Source organism: Pseudomonas sp. NPDC089401, assembly GCF_044749485.1.
Lineage (GTDB): Bacteria > Pseudomonadota > Gammaproteobacteria > Pseudomonadales > Pseudomonadaceae > Aquipseudomonas.
The window spans coordinates 9,788-32,055 of sequence record NZ_JBIVIA010000011.1 but is presented as its reverse complement, the minus strand read 5'-3'; the positions used below and the strand labels follow the sequence as shown (position 1 = coordinate 32,055).

At 69.2% G+C, this 22,268-nt stretch carries 9 protein-coding genes and 1 pseudogene; 8 read left to right on the top strand and 2 right to left on the bottom strand.

The features are described 5' to 3' along the window. The 6 genes from ACIP21_RS22520 to ACIP21_RS22495 all read left to right on the top strand — a co-directional run bounded on the left by ACIP21_RS22520 (nt 1) and on the right by ACIP21_RS22495 (nt 6,569). The gene (locus ACIP21_RS22520) at nt 1–1,209 is read left to right on the top strand and encodes a cytochrome c (protein WP_400692288.1); all 1,209 of its coding nucleotides are present in this window, start codon (nt 1–3) and stop codon (nt 1,207–1,209) included. Nucleotides 1,210–1,212: 3 nt separating this feature from the next. After that, nucleotides 1,213–2,184, top strand: coding sequence for an XdhC family protein (locus ACIP21_RS22515; protein ID WP_400692286.1), 972 nt, complete (start codon nt 1,213–1,215; stop codon nt 2,182–2,184). Continuing rightward, complete coding sequence (locus ACIP21_RS22510) at nt 2,181–2,747, top strand: NTP transferase domain-containing protein (RefSeq protein ID WP_400692283.1); 567 nt, start codon at nt 2,181–2,183, stop codon at nt 2,745–2,747. Before ACIP21_RS22515 ends, ACIP21_RS22510 begins: the two co-directional genes overlap by 4 nt. A gap of 183 nt (nt 2,748–2,930) precedes the next feature. After that, nucleotides 2,931–3,614: a response regulator gene (locus ACIP21_RS22505; protein ID WP_400692280.1), complete on the top strand. Its 684-nt coding sequence runs from the start codon at nt 2,931–2,933 to the stop codon at nt 3,612–3,614. Beyond that, nucleotides 3,611–4,933 carry an ATP-binding protein gene (locus ACIP21_RS22500; RefSeq protein ID WP_400692278.1) on the top strand — a complete coding sequence of 441 codons (1,323 nt, stop codon included), beginning with the start codon at nt 3,611–3,613 and terminating at the stop codon, nt 4,931–4,933. The genes ACIP21_RS22505 and ACIP21_RS22500 overlap by 4 nt, the downstream gene beginning before the upstream one ends. A 244-nt stretch (nt 4,934–5,177) precedes the next feature. After that, entirely contained in the window at nt 5,178–6,569 is a 1,392-nt protein-coding gene (locus ACIP21_RS22495; RefSeq protein WP_400692275.1) for an aspartate aminotransferase family protein, read from the top strand. A gap of 72 nt (nt 6,570–6,641) precedes the next feature. On the opposite strand, the gene ACIP21_RS22490 is transcribed toward ACIP21_RS22495, so the two are convergent. Both ACIP21_RS22490 and ACIP21_RS22485 read right to left on the bottom strand, forming a co-directional pair. After that, nucleotides 6,642–7,607, bottom strand: a complete 966-nt coding sequence (locus tag ACIP21_RS22490) for a siderophore-interacting protein (RefSeq protein ID WP_400692272.1) — start codon at nt 7,605–7,607, stop codon at nt 6,642–6,644. 69 nt (nt 7,608–7,676) lie between these two features. Beyond that, nucleotides 7,677–8,807 carry a cupin-like domain-containing protein gene (locus tag ACIP21_RS22485; protein ID WP_400692269.1) on the bottom strand — a complete coding sequence of 377 codons (1,131 nt, stop codon included), beginning with the start codon at nt 8,805–8,807 and terminating at the stop codon, nt 7,677–7,679. Nucleotides 8,808–8,970: 163 nt separating this feature from the next. Here ACIP21_RS22485 and ACIP21_RS22480 point away from each other — a divergent pair. Further along, a pseudogene (locus ACIP21_RS22480) lies at nt 8,971–19,170 on the top strand (amino acid adenylation domain-containing protein); the annotation flags it as partial. Continuing rightward, nucleotides 19,167–22,250, top strand: a complete 3,084-nt coding sequence (locus ACIP21_RS22475; RefSeq protein ID WP_400692266.1) for an AMP-binding protein — start codon at nt 19,167–19,169, stop codon at nt 22,248–22,250. The pseudogene ACIP21_RS22480 and the gene ACIP21_RS22475, both read left to right, overlap by 4 nt. The last annotated feature ends 18 nt before the right edge of the window (nt 22,251–22,268 follow it).

The window sequence follows — 22,268 nt, the reverse complement described above, 5'->3', positions numbered from 1 at the left end:
ATGGGCTTCGTTCGTAGCGCACTCGCGCTGGCCCTCGGCCTTGCCGCCACTTCCCTGGCCCTGGCCGATGAAGCCCTGGTCAAGCGCGGCGAATACCTCGCCCGCGCGGCCGACTGCATGGCCTGCCACACCGCCGAAGGCGGCGCGCCATACGCCGGCGGCCTGCCGATCCATTCGCCGTTCGGCACCATCTACGGCAGCAACATCACTCCGGACAAGCAATACGGCATCGGCAACTACAGCGCCGACGAGTTCTTCGCCGCGGTCACCGAGGGCAAGCGCAAGGACGGCGCCAACCTTTACCCGGCCATGCCGTACACCTCGTACCACCTGATCAAGCGCGAGGACTCGGATGCGATCCTCGCCTACCTGATGACCGTGCCGCCGATCAATCGGCCGGCCCCTGAGACTGCGCTGAGCTTCCCGTTCAACGTGCGCCTGGGCCTCACCGGCTGGAACATGCTTTATGGCAAGAGCGTGCAGTTGCAGCCGACCGAAGGCAAAAGCCCGGCCTGGCAGCGCGGGCAGTACCTGGTCGAGGTCATGGGCCACTGCGGCGAGTGCCACACCCCGCGCAACCCCATCGGCGCCCTGCAGCAGGACCTGCGCCTGAGCGGCGGCCTGCTCGGCGGCTACCTGGCGCCGAGCCTGCTGGCCCAGGACCTGGCCGAGCGCGGCTGGACCCAGCCGGACCTGACCACCTTCCTCAAGCACGGCATCAGTGCCCAGGGCAGCATGTTCAACGAGATGTACCCGGTGGTGCACCACAGCACCCAGCACCTGCAAGACGCTGACCTTTCGGCCATGGCCACCTACCTGCTGGGCGACCAGCCACCGCCGGCCAAGGCCATCGAGGCGGTTGCCCTGGAGCAGATGAGCGCCAGCGCCAAGCGCGGCCAGCAGCAGTACCTCAATGTCTGCGCGGGGTGCCACGGGGTCGACGGCGAGGGCAAGCCGCACATCGCCGTGGCCATGCGCGGCAACACGGTGCTGCGCCAGGCCGATTCGCGCAACCTGGTCAAGGCCATCCGCGACGGCATCCGCGAGCAGCAGTTCACCGGCTTCGAGCGCATGCAGCCGATGCCGGGATTCGCCGACAAGCTCGACGACCAGCAAGTGACGGACATGGTCAACTACCTGCGTCAGGCCTGGGGTGGATTGCCCGGCGACCTGAGCGTGCAGCAGCTCGCCGAGCTGAAGGCGGAGTAAACCGTGCAGCATCTCGATCTCCAGGTGGTCAGCCAGGCCTTGCAGTGGTCGTGCAGCGGCCAGCGCGTGTGGTTGTGCACGGTGCTCGCCACCTACGGTTCGGCGCCTCGCGCGCCGGGCTCGCTGTTGGCGGTGAACGCCAGCGGCCAGTGGCTGGGTTCGCTGTCGGGCGGCTGCGTGGAGGATGACTTCCTCGAACGCGTGGCCCTCGGCCATTTCCCCGAGCCGGTGGCCATCGTGCGCTATGGCGATGGCAGCGACCAGCGCTCGGGCATCCGTCTGCCCTGTGGCGGCGTGCTTGAGGTGCTGGTGGAGAACCTGGCGGCCGAGTGCGCGGTGCAGGCGCACCTGCGTGAGCTGGAGGGCGCACTGCGCGGACAGCGCCGGCTGCTGCGCGAGGTGCGCCTGCCTGAAGGCACGCGCCAGCTGGCCGTCGACCCGCTCCAGGGGCCGCGCGTCGAGCGTCAGGGCGACTGCGTGCGCTTGCGCGTCGGCGCCGCCCAGCGCCTGCTGCTGGCCGGCTATTCCAGCGTCGCGCACTTCTGCGCCGAATTCGGCAAGGGCATGGGCTTCGAGGTCATTCTCTGCGACCCGCGTGACGAGGTGCTCGAAGGCGTGGTGCTGGACGGTGTCGAGGTGCGTCGCGAGCTGCCGTCGGAATTCATCGCCAAGGGTGGTTGCCATGCCGACACGGCGGTGGTTGCATTGACCCACGATCCGAAAATCGATGACCTGGCCATGCTCGAGGCAGTGCGCACCGAAGCTTTCTATATAGGCGTGATGGGTTCGAAGGCCACCTCCGACAAGCGCCGTGAACGCCTGCAGCGAATTGGCGGCCTGGGCGGCGACGAGCTGGCGCGTATCCATGCGCCGATCGGCCTCAACCTGGGCAGCAAGACCCCGGCCGAGATCGCCCTGGCGGTGCTGGCCGATATCCTGCGCCTGCGCAACGGCATCGGGCGGGCCGCGTTGTGAGCGTGGTGGCGCTGGTGCTGGCCGCCGGGCGCGGCACGCGGTTCGGTTCCGACAAGCGCCGGGCGACCCTGGCCGATGGCCGCAGCCTGCTGGCGCACAGCGTGGCGCGGGCGCGGGCGGTGTTCGGCGATGTGCGCGTGGTGCTGCGCACGGGGGAGCGGGCCGAGGATTTTGGCCTGGCGGACGACTGCCGGGTCATCGTCAGCCCGGAGGCGGCGTCGGGCATGGGCCACAGCCTGGCGGCCGGGGCTGGGTCGCTGCTCGACAGCCCGGCGCAGGCCGTGGCGATCCTGCTCGGCGACATGCCCTGGATCGCCTCGGCGACTTTGCAGCAGTTGAGCGAAGCGGCCGGGGTGTCGACCATTGTCTTGCCACGGCATGCGGGGCAGCAGGGGCACCCGGTACTGTTCGGGCGCGACTTCTGGCCGGCGTTGGCGCGCTTGAGCGGGGATGAAGGAGCGCGCTCGGTGGTGCAGGCGCATCGGGGTTGCTGTGTGGTGGTCGAGGTGGAGGATGCAGGCGTCCTGCAGGATGTGGATGAACCGCAAGGATTGAGCGGCTGACGCGGTCTTGGGGATTTTGCGCTGGTGCGAGGAACCCGGGGGCGCTGCGCGCCCCTTTCGCGACGCAAGGCCGCTCCTACAGAGGGCCGCGCAAGCCTGTCCACCCTTGCCCAGAGGGTCCATAATCCCCCCTTAATCCGCCCAAGGTGCAATACCCTCCACACCACCCCGGGGACTTCCACCATGCACGTTCTGCTCTGCGAGGACGACGACCTGATCGCCAGCGGTATCTGCGCCGGCCTCACCGCCCAGGGCCTGACCGTCGACCGCGTGGCCAACGCCGCCAGCGCCCGGGCCTTGCTCCAGGCCGCGCAGTTCGACGTGATGATCCTCGACCTCGGCCTGCCCGACGAAGACGGCCTCAAGCTGCTGCGCCGCCTGCGCCAGCAGGGTGTGGACCTGCCGGTGCTGGTGCTCACCGCGCGCGATGCGGTCACCGACCGGGTCGACGGCCTGCAGGCCGGCGCCGACGACTACCTGCTCAAGCCCTTCGACCTGCGCGAACTGGCCGCGCGCCTGCACACGCTGTTGCGCCGGGTGGCGGGGCGGGCGGTCAACGTGATCGAGCACGGCCCGCTGCGCTACGACCCGAGCAGTTGCGAGGCGAGCCTGGCCGGCAAAGCGGTGGACCTGTCGCGCCGCGAACAGGCGCTGCTCCAGGCGCTGTTGCAGAACCCCGGGCGGGTGTTGTCCAGCGAGCAGCTCAAGGACTGCGTGTACGGCTTCAGCGACGAAGTCGAGAGCAACGCCCTGAACGTCCACATCCACCACCTGCGGCGCAAGCTCGGCAACGGCATCGTCGAGACCGTGCGCGGCCTGGGTTACCGGCTCGGCCCGGCGCAGGCGCCCGAGGACGCCGCATCATGAGCCTGCGGGTGCGCCTGAGCCTGATCCTCGGCAGTGCCTTCGTCATCATCTGGGTGCTGGCCGCCGCCTGGATGCTGCGCGACCTGCGCCAGCAGATGATGTTTTCCCTCGACCAGCGCCTGGTGGCCTCGGCGCGCATGGTCGCCGGGCTGATCGACCAGCTGCCGCAGCCGCTCGCCGCCAAGGGCGAAAGCGCGCACTTCGCCGCCGACCAACTGAGCGTGCCCGACGGCATGGCCTGCCAGGTGACCTCGCTGCGCGGCGAGATCCTCGCCAGCAACCACAAGCACGACGGCGCCATGGACGACCAGCGCAGCGGCTTCCGTGACCAGACCATCGACGGCGCGCGATGGCGCACATTCACCTTCAGCCACGATGACGTGCGTATCACCACGGCCGACCGGCACATGGAGCGCGAGGCGCTCAACCAGTCGATCCTGCTGGCCGCCTCGGCGCCGGTGCTGATGGCCCTGCTCGGCAGCCTCGGGCTGGTGTGGATCGGCCTGGGCAAGGGCCTGGAGCCGCTCAACCGCATGCGCGATGCCCTGCGCCGGCGGCGCGCCGACAGCGTCGAGCCGTTGCAGGTGGCAGGCCTGCCCAGCGAGCTGCAGCCTTTGCTGGATACCCAGAACCAGCTGTTCCTGCGCATCGCCCAGACCCTGGAGCGCGAGCGCCGCCTGACCGATGACGCGGCCCACGAACTGCGCAGCCCGCTGACCGCGATCAAGACCCACCTGCAGGTGGCGCGCATGACCGACGGCGCCGTGCGCGAACAGGCGCTGGAGCATGCCGAGCAGGGCACCGACCGCATGCACCGGACCCTCGAGCAACTGCTGATGCTGGCCCGGGTCGAGGGCAGCCTGTCGTTCGACGACGGCGTGCAGTGCAGCGCCGAGCAGGTCGCCCGCCAGGCGGTGCAGGATGCCGGCGGCGGTGACAACCGACGGATCGTCCTGCGTCTGCCGGAGGACGCCACGCGCATCTACCTGGGCATGCCGGCGCCGCTGGCCGTGGCGGCCCTGCGCAACCTGCTCGACAATGCCTTGCGCCATGGCGGCGGTACCGAGGTGGAGCTGCAGGTGCAGATGGCCGACGGGCAGGTTGGGTTCATGGTGCGTGACCACGGGCCGGGGATTGCCGAGGGCGACCTGCAGCACTTGACCGAACGCTTCTGGCGCAACAGCCAGAGCGCCGGCTGCGGGCTGGGGCTGGCGATCGTCCAGGCGATCGTGCAGCGCTGTGCCGGCAACCTCAAGTTCGACAGCCGCAGCGATGGGCTGCGGGTGCTGTTGCAGGTGCCGGCGCGTTCGGCCGGTTGATCTGCATCAGCTGTGCCGGCCCTTTCGCGGCGGTTCGACGCCTCGATAAACCCGCTCCCACAGGGACTTCATTGCCTCAGGCCCAGTGCAATACCTGTGGGAGCGGGTTTATCGAGGCGTCGAACCGCCGCGAAGAGGCCGGTACAGGTTGAAGTAAAATCCCGTAACAACTGCTAAATCCTCCCCGCACTCAAGCGTTTCCCAAGCGATATCTGCCCATTCGCTTGCTTGCGAGGATTCACCCATGTCCACCGCTTCCAGCCTTGCCCAGGTGCTGCCGGCCAACGCGCCGCAACCGCTCTACGAATTCACCGACTCCCCGCTGCTGCAACGCCAGCAGCAACAGGAATCCAACGCCCGCAGCTACCCCCGGCGCATCCCGCTGGCGCTCAAGCGCGCCCGTGGCATCCATGTCGAGGACGTCGAAGGCCGTCAGTTCATCGACTGCCTGGCCGGTGCCGGCACCCTGGCCCTGGGCCACAACCACCCGGTGGTGATCGAGGCGATCCAGCGCGTGCTGGCCGACGAGCTGCCGCTGCACACCCTGGACCTGACCACGCCGGTCAAGGACCGCTTCGTCCAGGACCTGTTCGGCATCCTGCCCGAGGCCCTGCGCCGTGAGGCCAAGGTGCAGTTCTGCGGCCCGACCGGCACCGACGCGGTGGAAGCCGCGCTCAAGCTGGTGCGTGGCGCCACCGGGCGCAGCACCGTGCTGGCCTTCCAGGGTGCCTATCACGGCATGAGCCAGGGCGCCCTGAGCCTGATGGGCAGCCATGGCCCCAAGCAGCCGCTGGGCGCGCTGCTGAGCAATGGCGTGCAGTTCATGCCGTACCCTTACGATTACCGCTGCCCGTTCGGCCTGGGCGGTGAAGCGGGGGTCAAGGCCAACCTGCACTACCTGGAAAACCTGCTGCTCGACCCGGAAAGCGGTGTGCCGCTGCCGGCTGCGGTGATCCTCGAGGTGGTGCAGGGCGAGGGCGGGGTGATCCCGGCCGACATCGAATGGCTCAAGGGCGTGCGGCGCATCACCGAGCAGGCCGGCGTGGCGCTGATCGTCGACGAGATCCAGAGTGGCTTCGCCCGCACCGGGCGGATGTTCGCCTTCGAGCATGCGGGCATCGTGCCGGACGTGGTCACCCTGTCCAAGGCCATCGGTGGCAGTCTGCCGCTGGCGGTGGTGGTCTACCGCGACTGGCTGGACACCTGGAAGCCGGGTGCCCATGCCGGGACGTTCCGCGGCAACCAGATGGCCATGGCTGCAGGTTCGGCAGTGATCAACTACCTGGTGGAGCATCGCCTGGCCGAGCACGCCGAGGCCATGGGGCAGCGCCTGCGCGGGCACCTGCAGCGGTTGCAGCAGGATTATCCGCAGTTGGGCGACATCCGCGGGCGTGGGCTGATGCTCGGGGTCGAGCTGGTCGATCCGCAAGGTGCGCGCGATGCGCAGGGCCACCCGCTGGCCAACCGCGAGCTGGCGCCGAAGATGCAGCGTGAGTGCCTCAAGCGCGGGCTGATCCTGGAGCTCGGCGGGCGCCATGGTGCGGTGGTGCGCTTCCTGCCACCGTTGATCATCAGCGCGCAGCAGATCGATGAAGTGGCGCAGCGCTTTGCCGAGGCGGTGGCGGCGGCCGTGTGAAGCCCGGGGGCCGCTTTGCGGCCCATTCGCGGGCTTGCCCCGCGAATGGGGTGCAAAGCACCCCCAGAATCTTCAGCCAAATGTACGGCCGGCCCGCCAATACCCCATCAAGGTCAAACACTCCCGCGGCAACCCACGCTCCTTGATCAGGTGCCGGCGGATCTCCATCACCGTCGCCGATTCCCCCGCCACCCAGGCATGGAAGGCGCTGCTGGCGCTACTGGCCTTCTCCCACAGTATGCGTTTCTCGATATCCACCTTCTCCAGCCGTACACCCGGCGCGGCATGCCCCTGCGGCAGGCTGGCCAGCTCCCGCACGGCATGCAGCATGCCCTGGCCCTGGTCACTGTGCAGCAGGTTGCGCGGCAACCAGTGCAGGCGAGTGGCGGGGCTGTGGCGCAAGGCCAGGCAATCGGCCTCCAGCGGCACTTCGATGAACACTTCCACGGCCAGTTCCGGCTGGGTATCGGCCAGTTGCTCGAGAATGCCGGCAATGGCCGGCAAGGCCGTTTCATCGCCTACCAGCAGGACGCTGCGCACGTCCCGGGGCGGTTTCCATTCATAGCCACCGGTGTCGCCGCCATGGGCCAGGTTCGGCGCGACCATCTGCAGGCGGTCGCCCACCTGGGCCTGGGTGGCCCAGGCCGAAGCCGGGCCGTTGACGCCATGCAGGACGAAGTCGACGTCCACCTCCAGCGCCTCGCGGCGCAGGGCGCGGATGGTGTAGGTGCGCATGGGCGGGCGCTGCGCTGCCGGCAAGGCAGAATGCGCGGCTTTCCAGTGCTCGCCCTTGGGCAGTGTCGGCAGCGAGCCGTCCGGGGCGGGGAAGAACAGCTTGACCCGCTGGTCCGGCGCTTCGGTGGTCATGTCGGCCACGTCCGGGCCGGTGAAGACCAGGCGAGTCAGGGAGGGGGAAAGGGCGATGCGGCGTTTGAGCTGCAGGTCGAACAGGCGGTAGGCGCTGGCGGTCGACGGGCTGCAGACCAGGCGGCGCAGGCCTTGCTGGAGCGCCTGGGTGATACGGGCGGGGGTGGACATGGAAGGGTCCTCTTTGCAGGGCGGCTTTCCCGGTAGACGAGCTGCCACCCGTGCAAATTAGCGCTCCGCCTACCAGCCGCGCCCGGAGTTGACCCAGAAGTTCACCGACAGCGACGTCGACACCGACTCCACCTGGTGGAACCAGCCCTCGGGCAGGAACAGCAGGTCACCGGCCTCCAGCAGCACGCGCAGGAAGGTCACCTGGCGCGCCTCGGGGAAGCGCTGGTAGTCCGGTGCATCCGGGTTGAAGTCGCAGCCATCCAGGCCACCCTTGGGCGAGGTCGACCAGGTACCCAGCGCCGGCCGGTAGTGCGGCGCGGCGAGGATGAACGACTTGTGCCCCCAGACCTGGGCGAACAGGTTGTCGGCATCGTCGCGGTGCAGCGGCGTGAGGGTGCCCTTGGGGCCGATCCAGATGCGCGGGGCGATGTACAGCGAACGTTCGAAGTACGGCGGGTACTGGATCAGTTCGAGCAACTGCGCCGGCACGATGTTGTTGCCCATGTAGGCCGGCGGCTCGTCGCCCTTGTTGCGCGGCGGCGGGTTGTCCAGCGAATTGATGAAGTCGGCCATGGAGGTGGAGCGGAAGTCGCGCTCGGTGGAGAAGGTCTTTTTCACATAGTCGCCGTGGCGGGTGATGCCCTGCAGCTCGGCGAAGTGCTCCAGCGAAGCCTGGCGCTCCATGTTGAACAGCTTCCAGTCGCGCAGGGCGTCGCTGATCACCACCGGCGTGCCGTAGGGCAGGAAGTCGCGCTTGAAGCGTTCGACATCCAGCTCGGTGGCAGGGATGCGTTGCACCTCGGTGACCTGCGGGCGGCTTGCCGACACATGCTCGCTGTAGCGCGGCGGGGTGACGTGACGCTGGTTCATGTCGCTCTTCTGGGCCGCGCCGCCCTTGCGCGCCTGGTCGATGATCTGCGGCAGCAGGGTGGCCAGGCCCAGGTTGCCGCCGATCTTCAGACGGCCGCTGGCGAACAGCTCCTCGACATTGGCATTGCCGCCCATGATGCCGAGCAGGTCCGCCTGGCTGACCTCGATGGTCACCTCGGGCGCGTCATGCCGCCCGGGTTCGACGCGTGGCGGAGTGCCGGCCTCGCACCAGTAGGCCAGTTGCGGGCCGAAGACGAACTGGAACGTGCCGGCGACGCCGACAGCGCCGGCATTGGCGAACAGCTTGCCCAGCAAGGGTTGCAGATCCACGGCAGAGCCTCTTTTTGTAAGGGGTGAATGTCAGAAGAAAACGAAGGGGCCGGGGTGGAATTTAGCGCGCCGGGCCGACGGTTAATTTTTTCCGGGTTGCATCCGTTTCGTAGGGATAGCCGGGCACTGCCCGTGGCACCTCACTCGTACGGAAAGCAAGCTGATGAATCCCGAAAAGTCCCTGCAACTGGCCCGCCGTTTCATCGAATTGCCGCTGGACAAGCGCCGCCTGTTCCTTGAAACCCTGGCCCGGGAAGGCATCGACTTTTCCCAGTTCCCGATCCCTGCCGGGGTGGCGGCCGACGACCGCCTGGCGCCGTCCTACGCCCAGCAGCGCATGTGGGTGCTGTGGCAGCTGGATCCGCAGGGCGGCGCCTACAACCTGCCGGGCGCGGTAAGGCTCAAGGGCGCCCTGGACGAGGCAGCCCTGCAACAGGCCTTCGCCTGCCTGCTGGCGCGCCATCAGAGCCTGGCCTGCGTGTTCCAGCCCCAGGCCGACGAGCGCCTGCTTCAGGTGCATCGCCCGGCCGCGCCGGACATCCAGCGCCTGGACCTGCGTGCCCTCGACGCGCCAGCCCGCGAGGCGCGGGTACAGGCCGAGGTCGAGGCGCAATCGTTGCAGCCGTTCGACCTGGAGCACGGCCCGCTGCTGCGCATTCGTCTGCTGCAACTGGCCGAACAGGAGCACGTGCTGCTGCTGACCCTGCACCATATCGTCTCCGACGGTTGGTCGATGAACGTGCTGATCGACGAGTTCAGCCGCTGCTACGACGCCTTCGCCGGCGGCGCGCAACCGCAGCTGCCAGCGCTGCCGATCCAGTACGTTGATTACGCCCTGTGGCAGCGACGCTGGCTCGAAGCCGGCGAGCTGGAGCGCCAGCTGGCATACTGGCAGGCCACCCTGGGCGAGGAGCAGCCGGTGCTGGAGTTGCCGCTGGATCACCCGCGCCCGGCCACCCCCAGCTTCCAGGGCAGCCGCCAGGAACTGCAGCTGGACACCGAACTGGCCCAGCAACTGCGCAGCTTCGCCGCCGGCCACAACCTGACATTGTTCATGGTGTTGCTCGGCGCCTTCGGTGTGCTGTTGCAGCGCTACACCGGCCAGGCCGACCTGCGCATCGGCAGCCCGGTGGCCAATCGCAACCGGGCCGAGGTCGAAGGCCTGATCGGCCTGTTCGTCAACACCCAGGTGCTGCGCCTGCAACCGGATGCCCAGAGCGACGCGCTGGCGTACCTGCAGGCCGTGCGGCACACCGTGCTGGGCGCCCAGGCTCACCAGGACCTGCCGTTCGAGCGCCTGGTCGATGCACTCAAGGTGGAGCGCAACCTCAGCCACGCACCGCTGTTCCAGGTGATGTACAACCACCAGCCGCAGGTCGCCGACCTGGCGGCGGTAACCCTGGCCTCGGGCCTGGAGCTGTCTGCGCTGGAGTGGCGCAGCCGCACCACCCAGTTCGACCTCAGCCTCGACACCTACGAGCAGGGCGGTGTGCTGCGTGCCGCTTTCACCTATGCCAGCGACCTGTTCGACGCCGCCACCATCGCGCGCCTGGCCGAACACTGGCTGACCTTGCTGCGTGGCCTGGTCACCCAGCCCGAGCGCCCGCTGTGGCAACTGCCGATGCTCGATGCAGCGACTCGCCATACCGTGCTGGACGGCTGGAACGCCACGGCCACCGACTACCCGCTCGAACAGACCGTGCAACAGCAGTTCGAGGCCCAGGTGCAGCGCACCCCGCAGGCCACGGCGCTGCTGTTCGACGATATCAGCCTGAGCTATGCCGAGCTGGACGCCCGGGCCAATCGCCTGGCCCATTACCTGATCGGCCAAGGCGTGGGCTCCGACAGCCTGGTCGGCGTCGCCGCCATGCGCAGCGTCGAGATGGTCGTCGCCCTGTTGGCCATCCTCAAGGCCGGCGGCGCCTATGTGCCACTGGACCCGGAATACCCTGAGGAACGCCTGGCCTACATGATCGAGGACAGCGGCATCCGCCTGCTGCTGACCCAGCAAGCACTGCTCGCCTGCCTGCCACTGCCGGCCGGCGTGCAGTGCCTGGCGCTCGACAGCCTCGACCTCGAACACCTGCCCGCCACCTCGCCCGGGGTAGTCGCTGCGCCGTCCCAACTGGCCTACGTCATCTACACCTCCGGCTCCACCGGCCGCCCCAAGGGCGCCGGCAACAGCCACCAGGCCCTGACCAACCGCCTGTGCTGGATGCAGCAGGCGTACCGCATCGGTGCTGACGACACGGTGCTGCAGAAGACCCCGTTCAGCTTCGACGTGTCGGTGTGGGAGTTCTTCTGGCCACTGATCACCGGTGCTCGCCTGGCGGTGGCGGCGCCGGGCGAGCACCGCGACCCGCAGCGCCTGATCGCCACCATCGAGCGCTACCAGGTCAGCACGCTGCATTTCGTGCCGTCGATGCTCCAGGCCTTCATCCATGAGCCGGGCGTCGAGGCCTGCCGAAGCCTGCAGCGTATCGTCTGCAGTGGCGAAGCGCTGCCTGTGGACGCCCAGCGCCAGGTGTTCGCCCGCTTGCCGGCGGCTGGCCTGTACAACCTCTATGGCCCGACCGAGGCGGCCATCGACGTCACCCACTGGACCTGCGTGGAAGAGGGTCGGGACAGCGTGCCGATCGGCCAGCCGATCGCCAACATCCGCACCTACGTGCTCGACGCAGGCCTGGAGCCGGTGGCGCCGGGTGTGTCTGGCGAGCTGTACCTCGGCGGTATCGGCCTGGCCCGTGGCTACCACCGCCGCCCGGGGCTGACCGCCGAGCGCTTCGTCGCCGACCCGTTCGGCGCCGGCGAGCGCCTGTACCGCACTGGCGACCGGGTGCGCCAGCGTACCGACGGGGTGATCGAATACCTCGGGCGCTTCGACCACCAGGTGAAGATCCGTGGCCTGCGCATCGAACTGGGCGAGATCGAGGCGCGCCTGGCCGAGCACAGGATGGTGCGCGAGGCCGTGGTGCTGGCGCTGGACGGCCGTCAGCTGGTGGCCTACCTGGTGCTCAACGCCGAGCCCGAAGGCTGGCGCGCACAGCTCAAGGACTGGCTGCTGCAGACCCTGCCCGAGTTCATGGTGCCCAGCCACCTGACAAGCCTGGCCAGCCTGCCGCTGACCCCCAACGGCAAGCTCGACCGCAAGGCCCTGCCGCAGCCCGAGGCCAGCGCCCAGGGCGCTTATGTCGCCCCGCAGAGCGAGGCCGAGCGCATCCTCGCGCAAGTCTGGTGCGAGGTGCTGGGGGCCGGGCAGGTCGGCCTGGATGACAACTTTTTCGAGCTGGGAGGCGACTCGATCATCGCCATCCAGGCCGTCAGCCGGGCCCGCCAGGCCGGGCTGGCGCTGAGCCCACGCGACCTGTTCCAGCACCAGACCCTGCGCGCCCTGGCCCAGGCGGCACGTACCACCGCCAGTGTGCAGATCGACCAGCGCCCGGCCGAGGGCGAGGCGCGCCTGACTCCGGTGCAGTTGCAGTTCTTCGACACGCCGATACCGGTGCGCGCGCATTGGAACCAGGCGCTGCTGTTGATCCCCCGTGAGCCATTGCAGGTCGCTCAACTGGAGCAGGCCCTGGCCCAGGTGCTGGCCCAGCACGATGCCCTGCGCCTGCGTTTCACCGAGGCTGACGGCCAGTGGCAGCAAGCCCATGCGCCGGTCGACCAGGCCAGCGCGCTGCTGTGGCAGCGCGAGGCCAGCGGCCCGCAAGCCCTGGCGGCACTCTGCGACGAAGCGCAGCGCAGCCTGCAACTGGCGCAAGGCCCGCTGCTGCGTGCGGTGCTGGTGAGCATGGCCGATGGCAGCCAGCGCCTGTTGCTGGTGATCCACCACTTGGTGGTCGACGGCGTGTCCTGGCGCATCCTGCTTGAAGACCTGCAGCACGCCTGCCTCGGCCAGCCGCTGCCGGCCCGTACCAGCAGCTACCAGGCCTGGGCCGAGCGGCTGGCCGGGCATGCCGAAGCGTGCACCGGACAGCTCGAGCACTGGCTGGCCCAGGGCGCTACGGCCGAGCTGCCACGCGACCGCGCCGTCGAGCACACCCGCGTGGCCGACGAGCGCAAGGTCCGTGTCAGTTTCGAGCCGGCCTTCACCCAGGCCCTGCTGCAACAGGCGCCAGGCGCCTACCGCAGCCAGGTCAACGACCTGCTGCTGGCCGCCCTGTCACGCGCCTTGTGCAACTGGAGCGGGCACCAGCAGGTGCTGGTGCAGCTCGAAGGCCATGGCCGCGAGGAGCTGTTCGACGACATCGACCTGACCCGCACCGTCGGCTGGTTCACCAGCATGTACCCGGTCGCCCTGCGCCCGCAGTCCGAGCCCGGTGCCTGCATCGCCGCAGTCAAGGAGCAACTGCGCGGCGTGCCGGCCCGTGGCCTGGGCTACAGCGTGCTGCGCTACCTGGGTACGCCGGTGCAGCGCGAGCAGTTGGCAGGCCTGGCGCAGCCGCGGGTGACCTTCAATTACCTGGGGCAGTTCGACAGCCAGTTCGACGCCGGCGCCTTGTGGCAGCCGGACCCGCAAGGGGCCGGGCAGGGCCAGGACGGCGAGGCGCCGCTGGCCAACTGGCTGAGCGTGGAAGGGCAGGTCTACCAGGGTGAACTGGGCATCAGCTTCGGCTTCAGCCAGTCGATGTATGACACCGCCACCATCGACGCGCTCGCCGCCGATTTCGCCGCTCAACTGCGTGCGCTGGTCGCCCATTGCCTGCAACCAGGCATCGCCAGCGCCACGCCATCGGACTTCCCGCTCAGCGGCCTCGACCGCGACGGCCTCGTGGCTCTGCCGGTCGCGCTCGGCCAGGTCGAAGACATCCTGCCGCTGTCGCCGCTGCAACAAGGGCTGCTGTTCCATTGCCTGCACGCCGCCGAGGCAGGGGACTACATCAACCAGCTGCGTCTGGACATCGACGCGCTGGAGCCACAGCGCTTCATCGCCGCCTGGCAAGGCGCCGTCGACGCCCACCCTGGCCTGCGCGCCAGCTTCCACTGGCCGGCCGCTGCCGAGCAACCGGTACAAGTGATTTACCGCCAGTTGCCGGTACCGTGCGAGCAACTCGACTGGCGTGACCAGGCCGGTGTGGATGCCCGCCTGCAAGCACTGGCCGAACAGCAGCGCCTGGCCCTGTCTGCCACCGACCGCGCGCCGTTGCTGAGCCTGGCCCTGGTGCGCCTGGGCGAGCAGCGCTGGCACCTGGTCTACACCCATCACCACCTGCTGCTCGATGGCTGGAGCCATGCCCAGCTGCTCGGCGAGGTGTTGCAGCGCTACCGTGGCCAGGCCCCACACCCGGCAGCCACGCACCCACGCGACTACCTGGCCTGGCTGGGCACCCGCGACCGCCAGCAGGACCAGGCGTTCTGGCAGGCGCAACTGGCCGGGTTGCAGGAGCCGACCCTGCTTGCCAGCAAGCGCCGTGGCGCCGACAGCCACGGCCACGGCCTGCATCATCAGCGCCTCGGTGCCGAGGCATCGGCACAGGTCAAGGCTGCAGCGCGGGCGCGCAAGGTCACCGTCAACACCCTGGTGCAGGCCGCCTGGCTGCTGTTGCTGCAACGCCACTGCCGCCAGGATGCGGTGTGCGTCGGCGCTTCGGTTTCCGGGCGGCCTGCGCAGCTGCCGGGCATCGAGGCGCAGCTGGGGCTGTTCATCAACACCGTGCCGGTGGTCGCCGCGCCGCGCCAGGACCAGCGCCTGGACGACTGGCTGCAACAACTGCAGGCCGGCAACCTGGCGATCCGCGAACACGAGTACACGCCGTTGGCGGACATCCAGCGCTGGGCAGGGCGCGCCGGCGAGGGGCTGTTCGACACCCTGCTGGCGTTCGAGAACTACCCGGTGGCCGAAGTGCTGCAGGGTGCGGGCGAGGGGCCACGGTTCGGCACGCCGGTCAGCCACGAGCAGCCGCACTATGCCCTGACCCTGTCGGTCGGCCTGGGCGAGGCGCTGCAGGTGGATTACCGCTTCCGCAACGACGCGTTCGCTGCTGCCGACGTGCAGCGCCTGGCCGCGCAGTTCGGCCAGTTGCTGCTGGCCATCGCCGCCGACGGCAACCCCTGCCTGGGTGACCTGGGCCTGCTCGATGCCGTCACCCGCCAGCGTTGCCAGCAGCAGTGGCAGGCGCTGGAGGCCAGCGTGCCGGCCCTGGCCGTGCACCAGCTGATCGAAGCCCAGGCGGCGCGCAACCCGGGCGCCACCGCCCTGGTTGCCGAAGAGGGCTCGCTGGATTACGGCCAGCTAAACGGCCTGGCCAACGCCTGGGCGCAGCAGCTGATCGCCAGGGGCGCCGGCCCCGACACCCTGGTCGGGCTGTGCAGCGAACGCGGCCTGGCCATGGTGGTCGGCCTGCTGGCGATCCTCAAGGCCGGCGCCGGCTACGTGCCCCTCGACCCGCAGTACCCGCGCCAGCGCCTGCAGGAGATCCTCGACGACAGCGCGCTCACCCTGGTGCTCGGCACCCGCGCGGCGGCGCAGCCCTTGCAGCTCGAGGGCGCGGCCGAATGGCTGTGGCTGGACGAGGCACCGGCACCACTGGCGGCCAACCCCGCGCCGCGCGCCGGTGCCGACAACCTGCTGGCGCTGATCTACACCTCTGGCTCCACCGGTCGGCCCAAGGGTGTGGCGCTGACCCACGGCGCCATCGCCGCGCACCTGGCGACCATGGTCGCCGAGTACCAGGTCACGCCTGCGGACCGCTTCGTGCACTTTGCCTCGATCAACTTCGACTGGGGCACCGAGCAGTGGCTGTTGCCGCTGAGCCAGGGCGCCTGCTGCATCCTGCGCGGCGACGAGATCTGGACTGCGGCCCAGGCCTTCGAGGTGATCGAGCGCGAACGCGCCAGCGTGGTCTACTTCCCCACCCAGTACGCCTGCCAGCTAGCGGCCTGGGCACGCCAGGAAGGCCGCCAGCTACCGGTGCGCTGCCTGAACGTGGCCGGCGAGGCACTGCCGCGTGAAGGTTTCGAGCAGATCCAGGCGCAGTTGCGCCCACAGCGCATGGTCAATGGCTATGGCCCGACCGAGACCGTGATCACGCCGCTGCTGTGGCAGGCCGACGCGCACACCCGCATCGACACCGGCTACGCGCCGATCGGCACCCCGGTGCGCGGGCGCAGCGCCTACCTGCTGGACCCAGCACTGCAACTGCTGGATGCCGGCAGTGCCGGTGAGCTGTACATCGGCGGGCCATGCCTGGCGCGCGGCTACTTCGGCCAGGCGGCCCTCACCGCCGAGCGGTTCGTACCGGACCCGTTCGACCCGGCCGGCGGTGGGCGCCTGTACCGCAGTGGCGACCTGGTGCGTCAGCAGGCCAACGGCGAACTGGAGTTCCTCGGCCGCCTCGATCACCAGGTGAAGATCCGCGGTTTCCGCGTCGAGCCGGGGGAAGTCGAGGCGGTGCTGCTGGCCCGTGCCGATGTGCGCGAGGCAGTGGTGATGCCGCGCGGGCAGGGCGCCGACCTGCACCTGGCAGCCTGGCTGGTACCGGCCGAGGGTGGCGAGGGCAATGCTCACTTGCGCCAGCGTATCCTCGACGACCTGCGCGCCAGCCTGCCGGCCTACATGGTGCCGTCGCGCCTGCAACTGCTCGAGCGCCTGCCGCTGAACCCCAACGGCAAGGTCGACCGCAAGGCCCTGCCACTGATCGAGGACGACGCGGCGGTGGCCTTCAGGGCGCCGCAGGGTGAGCTGGAAAACCAGGTCGCCGCAGCCTGGGCCGAGGTGCTGGGCCTGGCCGAAGTCAGCCGCTTCGAACACTTCTTCGAAGCCGGTGGCCACTCCCTGCTGGCCACCCAGGTGGTAGCACGGCTGAACCGCGACGGCCATGCCGGCATTGGCGTGCGTGACCTGTTCAGCCACCCGCGGCTGTGCGACTTCGCCGCGCGCCTGGGCCAGTTGCAACCTGATGCGGCCCAGGGGCCACAGCTGCGTGCCCTGGGTGCCAAGCGCGAAGCGCCGCTGTCTCTGGCCCAGCGCCGGCTGTGGATCGCCGAGCAGTTCGCCCAGGGCAGCGGCGCCTATGGCATGCCGCTGGGCCTGCGTCTGGAGGGTCCGCTGCGGCCCGATTGCCTGCAGCAGGCATTGCAGGCGCTGGTACAGCGCCACGAAGTACTGCGCAGTGCGGTGGATTGCGATGACGACGGCGAGCCGCTGCTGCTGATCCAAGCCGAGGTGGTCATCGACCTGCCGTTCGATGACCTGAGCACGCTGGGTGCAGCCGACCAGCAACTGCGAGTGCTCGAAGCGCAGGCGGCCAACGTGCGCGAGCCGGTGGCCCTGGACCAGGCGCCGATGCTGCGCTCTCGCCTGCTGCGGCTGTCCGGCGAGGCCCATGTGCTGCTGCTTAACATGCACCACATCATCTCCGACGGTTGGTCGATGGCGCTGATGGTCAACGAGCTGATCGCCAGCTACAGCGCCTTCGCCCAGGGCCAGGCACCGGCCCTGGCAGCTTTGCCGTTGCAGTACTCGGACTACGCCGTGTGGCAGGCTGAGCGCGAACGCGCGGGGTTGCTGCAGGCTCCGGCGCAATGGTGGCGCGACACCCTGCATGGCAGCAGCGGGCGGCTGGCCTTGCCCACCGACCTGCCGCGCCCGGCGCAGGCGTCCCAGGCCGGCGAGAACCTCGGCTTCGACCTGCCCCAGGCCACGGTCGAGGCGGTGCGCGAACGCGCCGCGCAGTTGGGCGTGACGCCCTACATGCTGTTGCTGGCGGCGTTCCAGCTGCTGATGCACCGCGCCAGCGGCCAGCACGACCTGCTGCTCGGCGCCGACGTCGCCGGGCGCGAGCACCCGGACCTGGAAGCGCTGATCGGCTTCTTCGTCAACGTGCTGCCGCTGCGCTCGCAGCTGGACGAGCAACTGGGCTTCGCCGGCTGGCTAGCGCGCACGCGCGCCACCCTGCTCGATGCCAGCGAGCACCAGGCGCTGCCGTTCGACCTGATCGTCGAAGCCGCCGGTGCGCCGCGCCACCCGGGGATGAACCCGCTGGTGCAGGTGCTGTTCGTGATGAACGACATGCCGGTGGCCCATGACGACCTGGCTGGCCTGCAGGTGCAGGTGCTGCCCCAGGCGGGCGGCTATTCGAAATTCGACATGGCGCTGTTCATCGACCCGGTCGGGGCCGGATGGCGCGTCACCTGGCAGTACGCCACGGCGTTGTTCAAGGCCGAACGGATCCAGGCCCTGCTGCGAGGCTGGCTGGACATCCTCGATCAGGTGCTGGGCAACCCACACATTCCACTCAGAGAGATCACTATGTCGGTTCACAGCGAAATCGTGGCGGCGCCGCCCGCTGCGGGTGGGCACCCCAAGAAGGACAAGCTGGGCAGTTTCCTCAAGCGCGGCGCTGCGGCGCCAGCCCCCAGCCAGGTACGTGAGGCGGCGATGGTGCCTGGTCAGGCATTCCCACTGCTGGTCGAGCCGGTGGACGCTGGCCTGAGCCTGATCGACTGGGTGGTGCGCAACCGCGCTGAGGTCGAGCGCAAGCTGGTGACCCACGGCGGCATCCTGTTCCGTGGCTTCGGCCTGAAGACCCCGCAGGATTTCGAGGCCTTCGCCGAGGCGGTGCAGCCAGGGCTGTACGGCCAGTACGGCGACCTGCCGAAGAAGGAGGGCGGCAAGAACACCTACCGCTCCACACCGTACCCGGAGCAGAAGATGATCCTGTTCCACAACGAAAGCGCCCACCAGGACCGCTGGCCGCGCAAGCAGCTGTTTTTCTGCGAGCTGCCGTCGCCGGTCGGCGGCGCCACCCCGGTGGTCGACTGCCGGCTGATGTACCAGCGCCTGCCGGCAGCGCTGCGCCAGCGCTTCGAGGACAAGGGCCTGCTATACGTGCGCACCTTCACCGACAAGCTCGACGTGTCGTGGCAGCACTTCTTCAAGACCGAGTCGCGCATCGACGTCGAGCGCCGTTGCCAGGCGGCCGGCATCCAGTGGCGCTGGCTGGACAACGACGAACTGCAGATCCGCACGCCATGCCCGGCGGTGATCGAGCACCCGGTCAGCGGCGAGAAGAGCTTCTTCAACCAGGTGCAGTTGCACCACGTGTTCTGCCTGGACGACGACGTGCGTGAGGACCTGCTGGCCATGTACGGCCTGGAGCGCATGCCGCGGCAGGTGTACTACGGCGACGGCAGCCCGATCGAGGACGCCGACATGGCGCTGATCGGCGAGCTCTACGAAGCCTGCGCGGTGCGTTTCGACTGGCAGGCCGGTGACGTGATCCTGCTCGACAATATGCTCGCCGCCCACGCCCGCGACCCGTTCCAGGGGCCGCGCAAGATCGTCGTCGCCATGGGCGACATGATGGACCGCGCCACCCTCGAAACCCTCACCGCCGACCGCACAGGAGCGCACGCATGAACATGACCGTCGAATCGAGCGGCCTGCCGCTGTTGCCAATGCAGGCCCAGGCCTTGCCCGAAGGGCCGGCGCGCTGGTGCGAGGTGGCCGGTTTCATCACCCTGCAACTGCCTGCCACGCCAGCCGACGCGTCGTTGCAGGCCGCCCTGGGGCAGTGGCAGGCGCAGCATGACGCGCTGCGCTTGCGGGTTGGCAGTGCCGCAGGCTATCGCGGCCTGCGCCAGTTCTTCGCGGCCGACGCTGGCAACATTCCGCTGACCCGACTGCACGTGGGCGATCAGGCGGGTCATGTCGCCTGGCTTGAACAGGTGGTGCAGGTGCAGGCCGATGCGCCGGTGGCACTGCTGCTGCTCGAGCAGGCCGATGGCGGCTGCCAGCTGGTGCTCGGCGTGCTCGCGGCGCTGGCCGACCAGGCTGGCCTGGCGCTGCTGGCATCGAGCCTGGCGGCCGCTTGCGCCGGCCAGCTGACGCCTGCCGAGGAGGGCGATTTCGAACAGTACGTGCAGTGGCGCAACGAGGTGCTGGTGGACGAGGACGCCGCCACTGCGCGCGCCTACTGGAGCGCACTGAACGCCCGCCCGGCCAGCGCCCAGCAGTTGCCCGGCCGCGCGCCGCAGGCTGGCCTGCAGGGTGAGCGCGCCCAGGCGGTGACGGCACTGGACCCGGTGCTGTTGCAGCGCCTGGCCGGCGTCGGCGTGCCACAGGAAATCGTGCTCCAGGCGGCCTGGTGGCTGTTGTTGGCGCGTCTCGACGGCCAGCCTTGCCAGGTGCTGAACTGGTGGCACGACAGCCGCCGCGACTACGACTACTTCGCCGAGAGCGTTGGCGTCTACCAGAAGCAGCTGCCCCTGGTGATCGACTATCAGCCTGAATTGCCGCTGCGCGCCTGGTTGCAGGCGCTGGAAACCCAGCTGGAACAGCACGCCACCTGGCAGGAGTACTTCAGCCCCGAGTCTGCCCCGGCTCTGCAACCCGCTGCGATCGCCTTCCGCACGGCACGCGCGCGCCCGGTGATGGCGGCCGGCTGGCAGGTCGTCGGTCTGCAAGCGCCGCAACACGATGCCGAGCTACTCCTGCAGGTCGACACCGATCCGGCTGCAGCGCAGGTGCAATTGCATCACTGGACCGGTGTGCACAGCCCGGCGCTGGCTCGGCTGCTGCTGGAGCAGTACGTCACGTTGCTGGGGAGCATCGCCCAGGCGCCGGACGCCACGCTGGCCAGCCTGGCGCTGGTCGGTGAGCAACAGCGCCAGTTGTTGCTCGCCGGCAATGCCCAAGGGGCCGTGGTGCCGGCTGCCGAGCTGTTGCCCACCCGTGTCGCCCGCTGGGTGCGCGAGCGGCCTCAGGCACTGGCGATCATCGATGACGGCCAGGCCTGGACCTGGCAGCAGCTCGATGCGCTGGCCGGTGCCCTGGCCGGCCAGTTGCAGGCCCGCGGCGTGAGCGCCGATAGCGTGGTCGGCCTGGCGCTGCCGCGCTCGGCCCACTGGCTGGCCGCGGTGCTGGCCTGCTGGAAATGCGCAGCCGCCTACCTGCCCATGGACCCGGCCTGGCCGCTGGCGCGGCGTGAACAGGTCGGTCGCCTGGCCGGCGTGCAGGTGCAGATCGACAGCCCGTTGATTGCCGAGGCCCAAGCAGCCCCGCAGCCGTTCGAGGCCTGTGTTCTGCAAGCCGAAACTGCTGCCTACGTGCTGTTCACCTCGGGTTCGACCGGCGAGCCCAAGGGCGTGGTGATCGAGCATGGCCAGCTGGCCGGCTACCTAGAAGCCGCCGAGTACGCCCTGGACCTGGGCGCCTGCAAGCACTTCGCCTTCAGCGCCACGGTGGCCGCCGACCTGGGCCACACCAGCCTGTTCGGCGCCGTCCAGGTCGGTGCCACGCTGCATGTCGCCAGCGACGCGGTGATGCAGGACCCGGTGGCCTTTGCTGCCTTCATTCGTACGCAAGGCATCGATTGCCTGAAGATCGTGCCCTCGCACCTGGCCGCGCTGCTCGACTGCGCCGAGGCCTGCCTGCCCGCCACGCTGGTGCTCGGCGGCGAAGCGCCAAGCGCGCAGTTGCTCGAACGCATTGCACGGTTGGCGCCGCAGGCGCGGGTGTTCAATCACTATGGCCCGACCGAGGCCACGGTGGGGGTGCTGGTCCAGCGTCTGCGCGCAGGTGAGCCATCGGCGAGCCTGGGCCAGGTATTGGCCGGCAACCGAATCTATCTGCTGACCGCGGAACGTCGCCTGGCGGCAGTGGGCGAGCTGGCTGAGGTCTACCTGGGCGGGCGCCAGCTGTGCCGGGGTTACCTGGGTGGCGATGCCGGCGAGTCGCGCTTCATCGACAACCCGCTGAAACCCGGCGAGCGCCTGTATCGCACCGGCGACCTGGCGCGTTACCAGGCCGATGGCAGCGTGCTGCTGCAAGGCCGCCAGGATCATCAGGTGAAGATCCGCGGGTTCCGCATCGAGCTGGCCGAGGTGGAAGCCCGCCTGCTGGAAATCGCCGGTATCGGCCAGGGCGCGGTGGTCACCGTCGAAACCCAGCCGGGGCAGCTTGAACTGTTGGCCTGCTACACCGGCCAGGGCCTCGACGAGGCCAGCGTGCGAGCGCGTCTGGCCGAATGCCTGCCGGCGGCGATGGTCCCGGCGCAAGTGCGGCGCCTGCCGAGCCTGCCGCTGCTGGCCAACGGCAAGCTCGACCGACGCGCCCTGGCGCAGTTGCCGACGCACAGCGAGCAGGCCAGTGCCGGCGATGAACCGCAGGATGCTTTGCAAACCTTGCTCGCCCAGCGCATGGCGAAGCTGCTGGGGCATGAACGCATCGGCATTCACACCGACTTCTTCGCCGCAGGCGGCCATTCGTTGCTGATCATCAAGCTGGTGGCGGGCCTGCGCAAGTTGCTCAACTGCGAGGTGGCGCCGGCAGTGGTGTTCGAACACCCTACCGTGGCCGGGCTGGCCGAGGCGTTGCAGGCGGCGGAGGCGAGCAAGGGACAGTTGCTGAAGATCGCCCAGGCGCGCCTCCAACTGGAGCGCATGAGCCCGGAGGAAAAGGCGCAGATGCTGGCCAGGGCCAACAACGCCACGGTCTGACGCTTCATCCAATGGGGG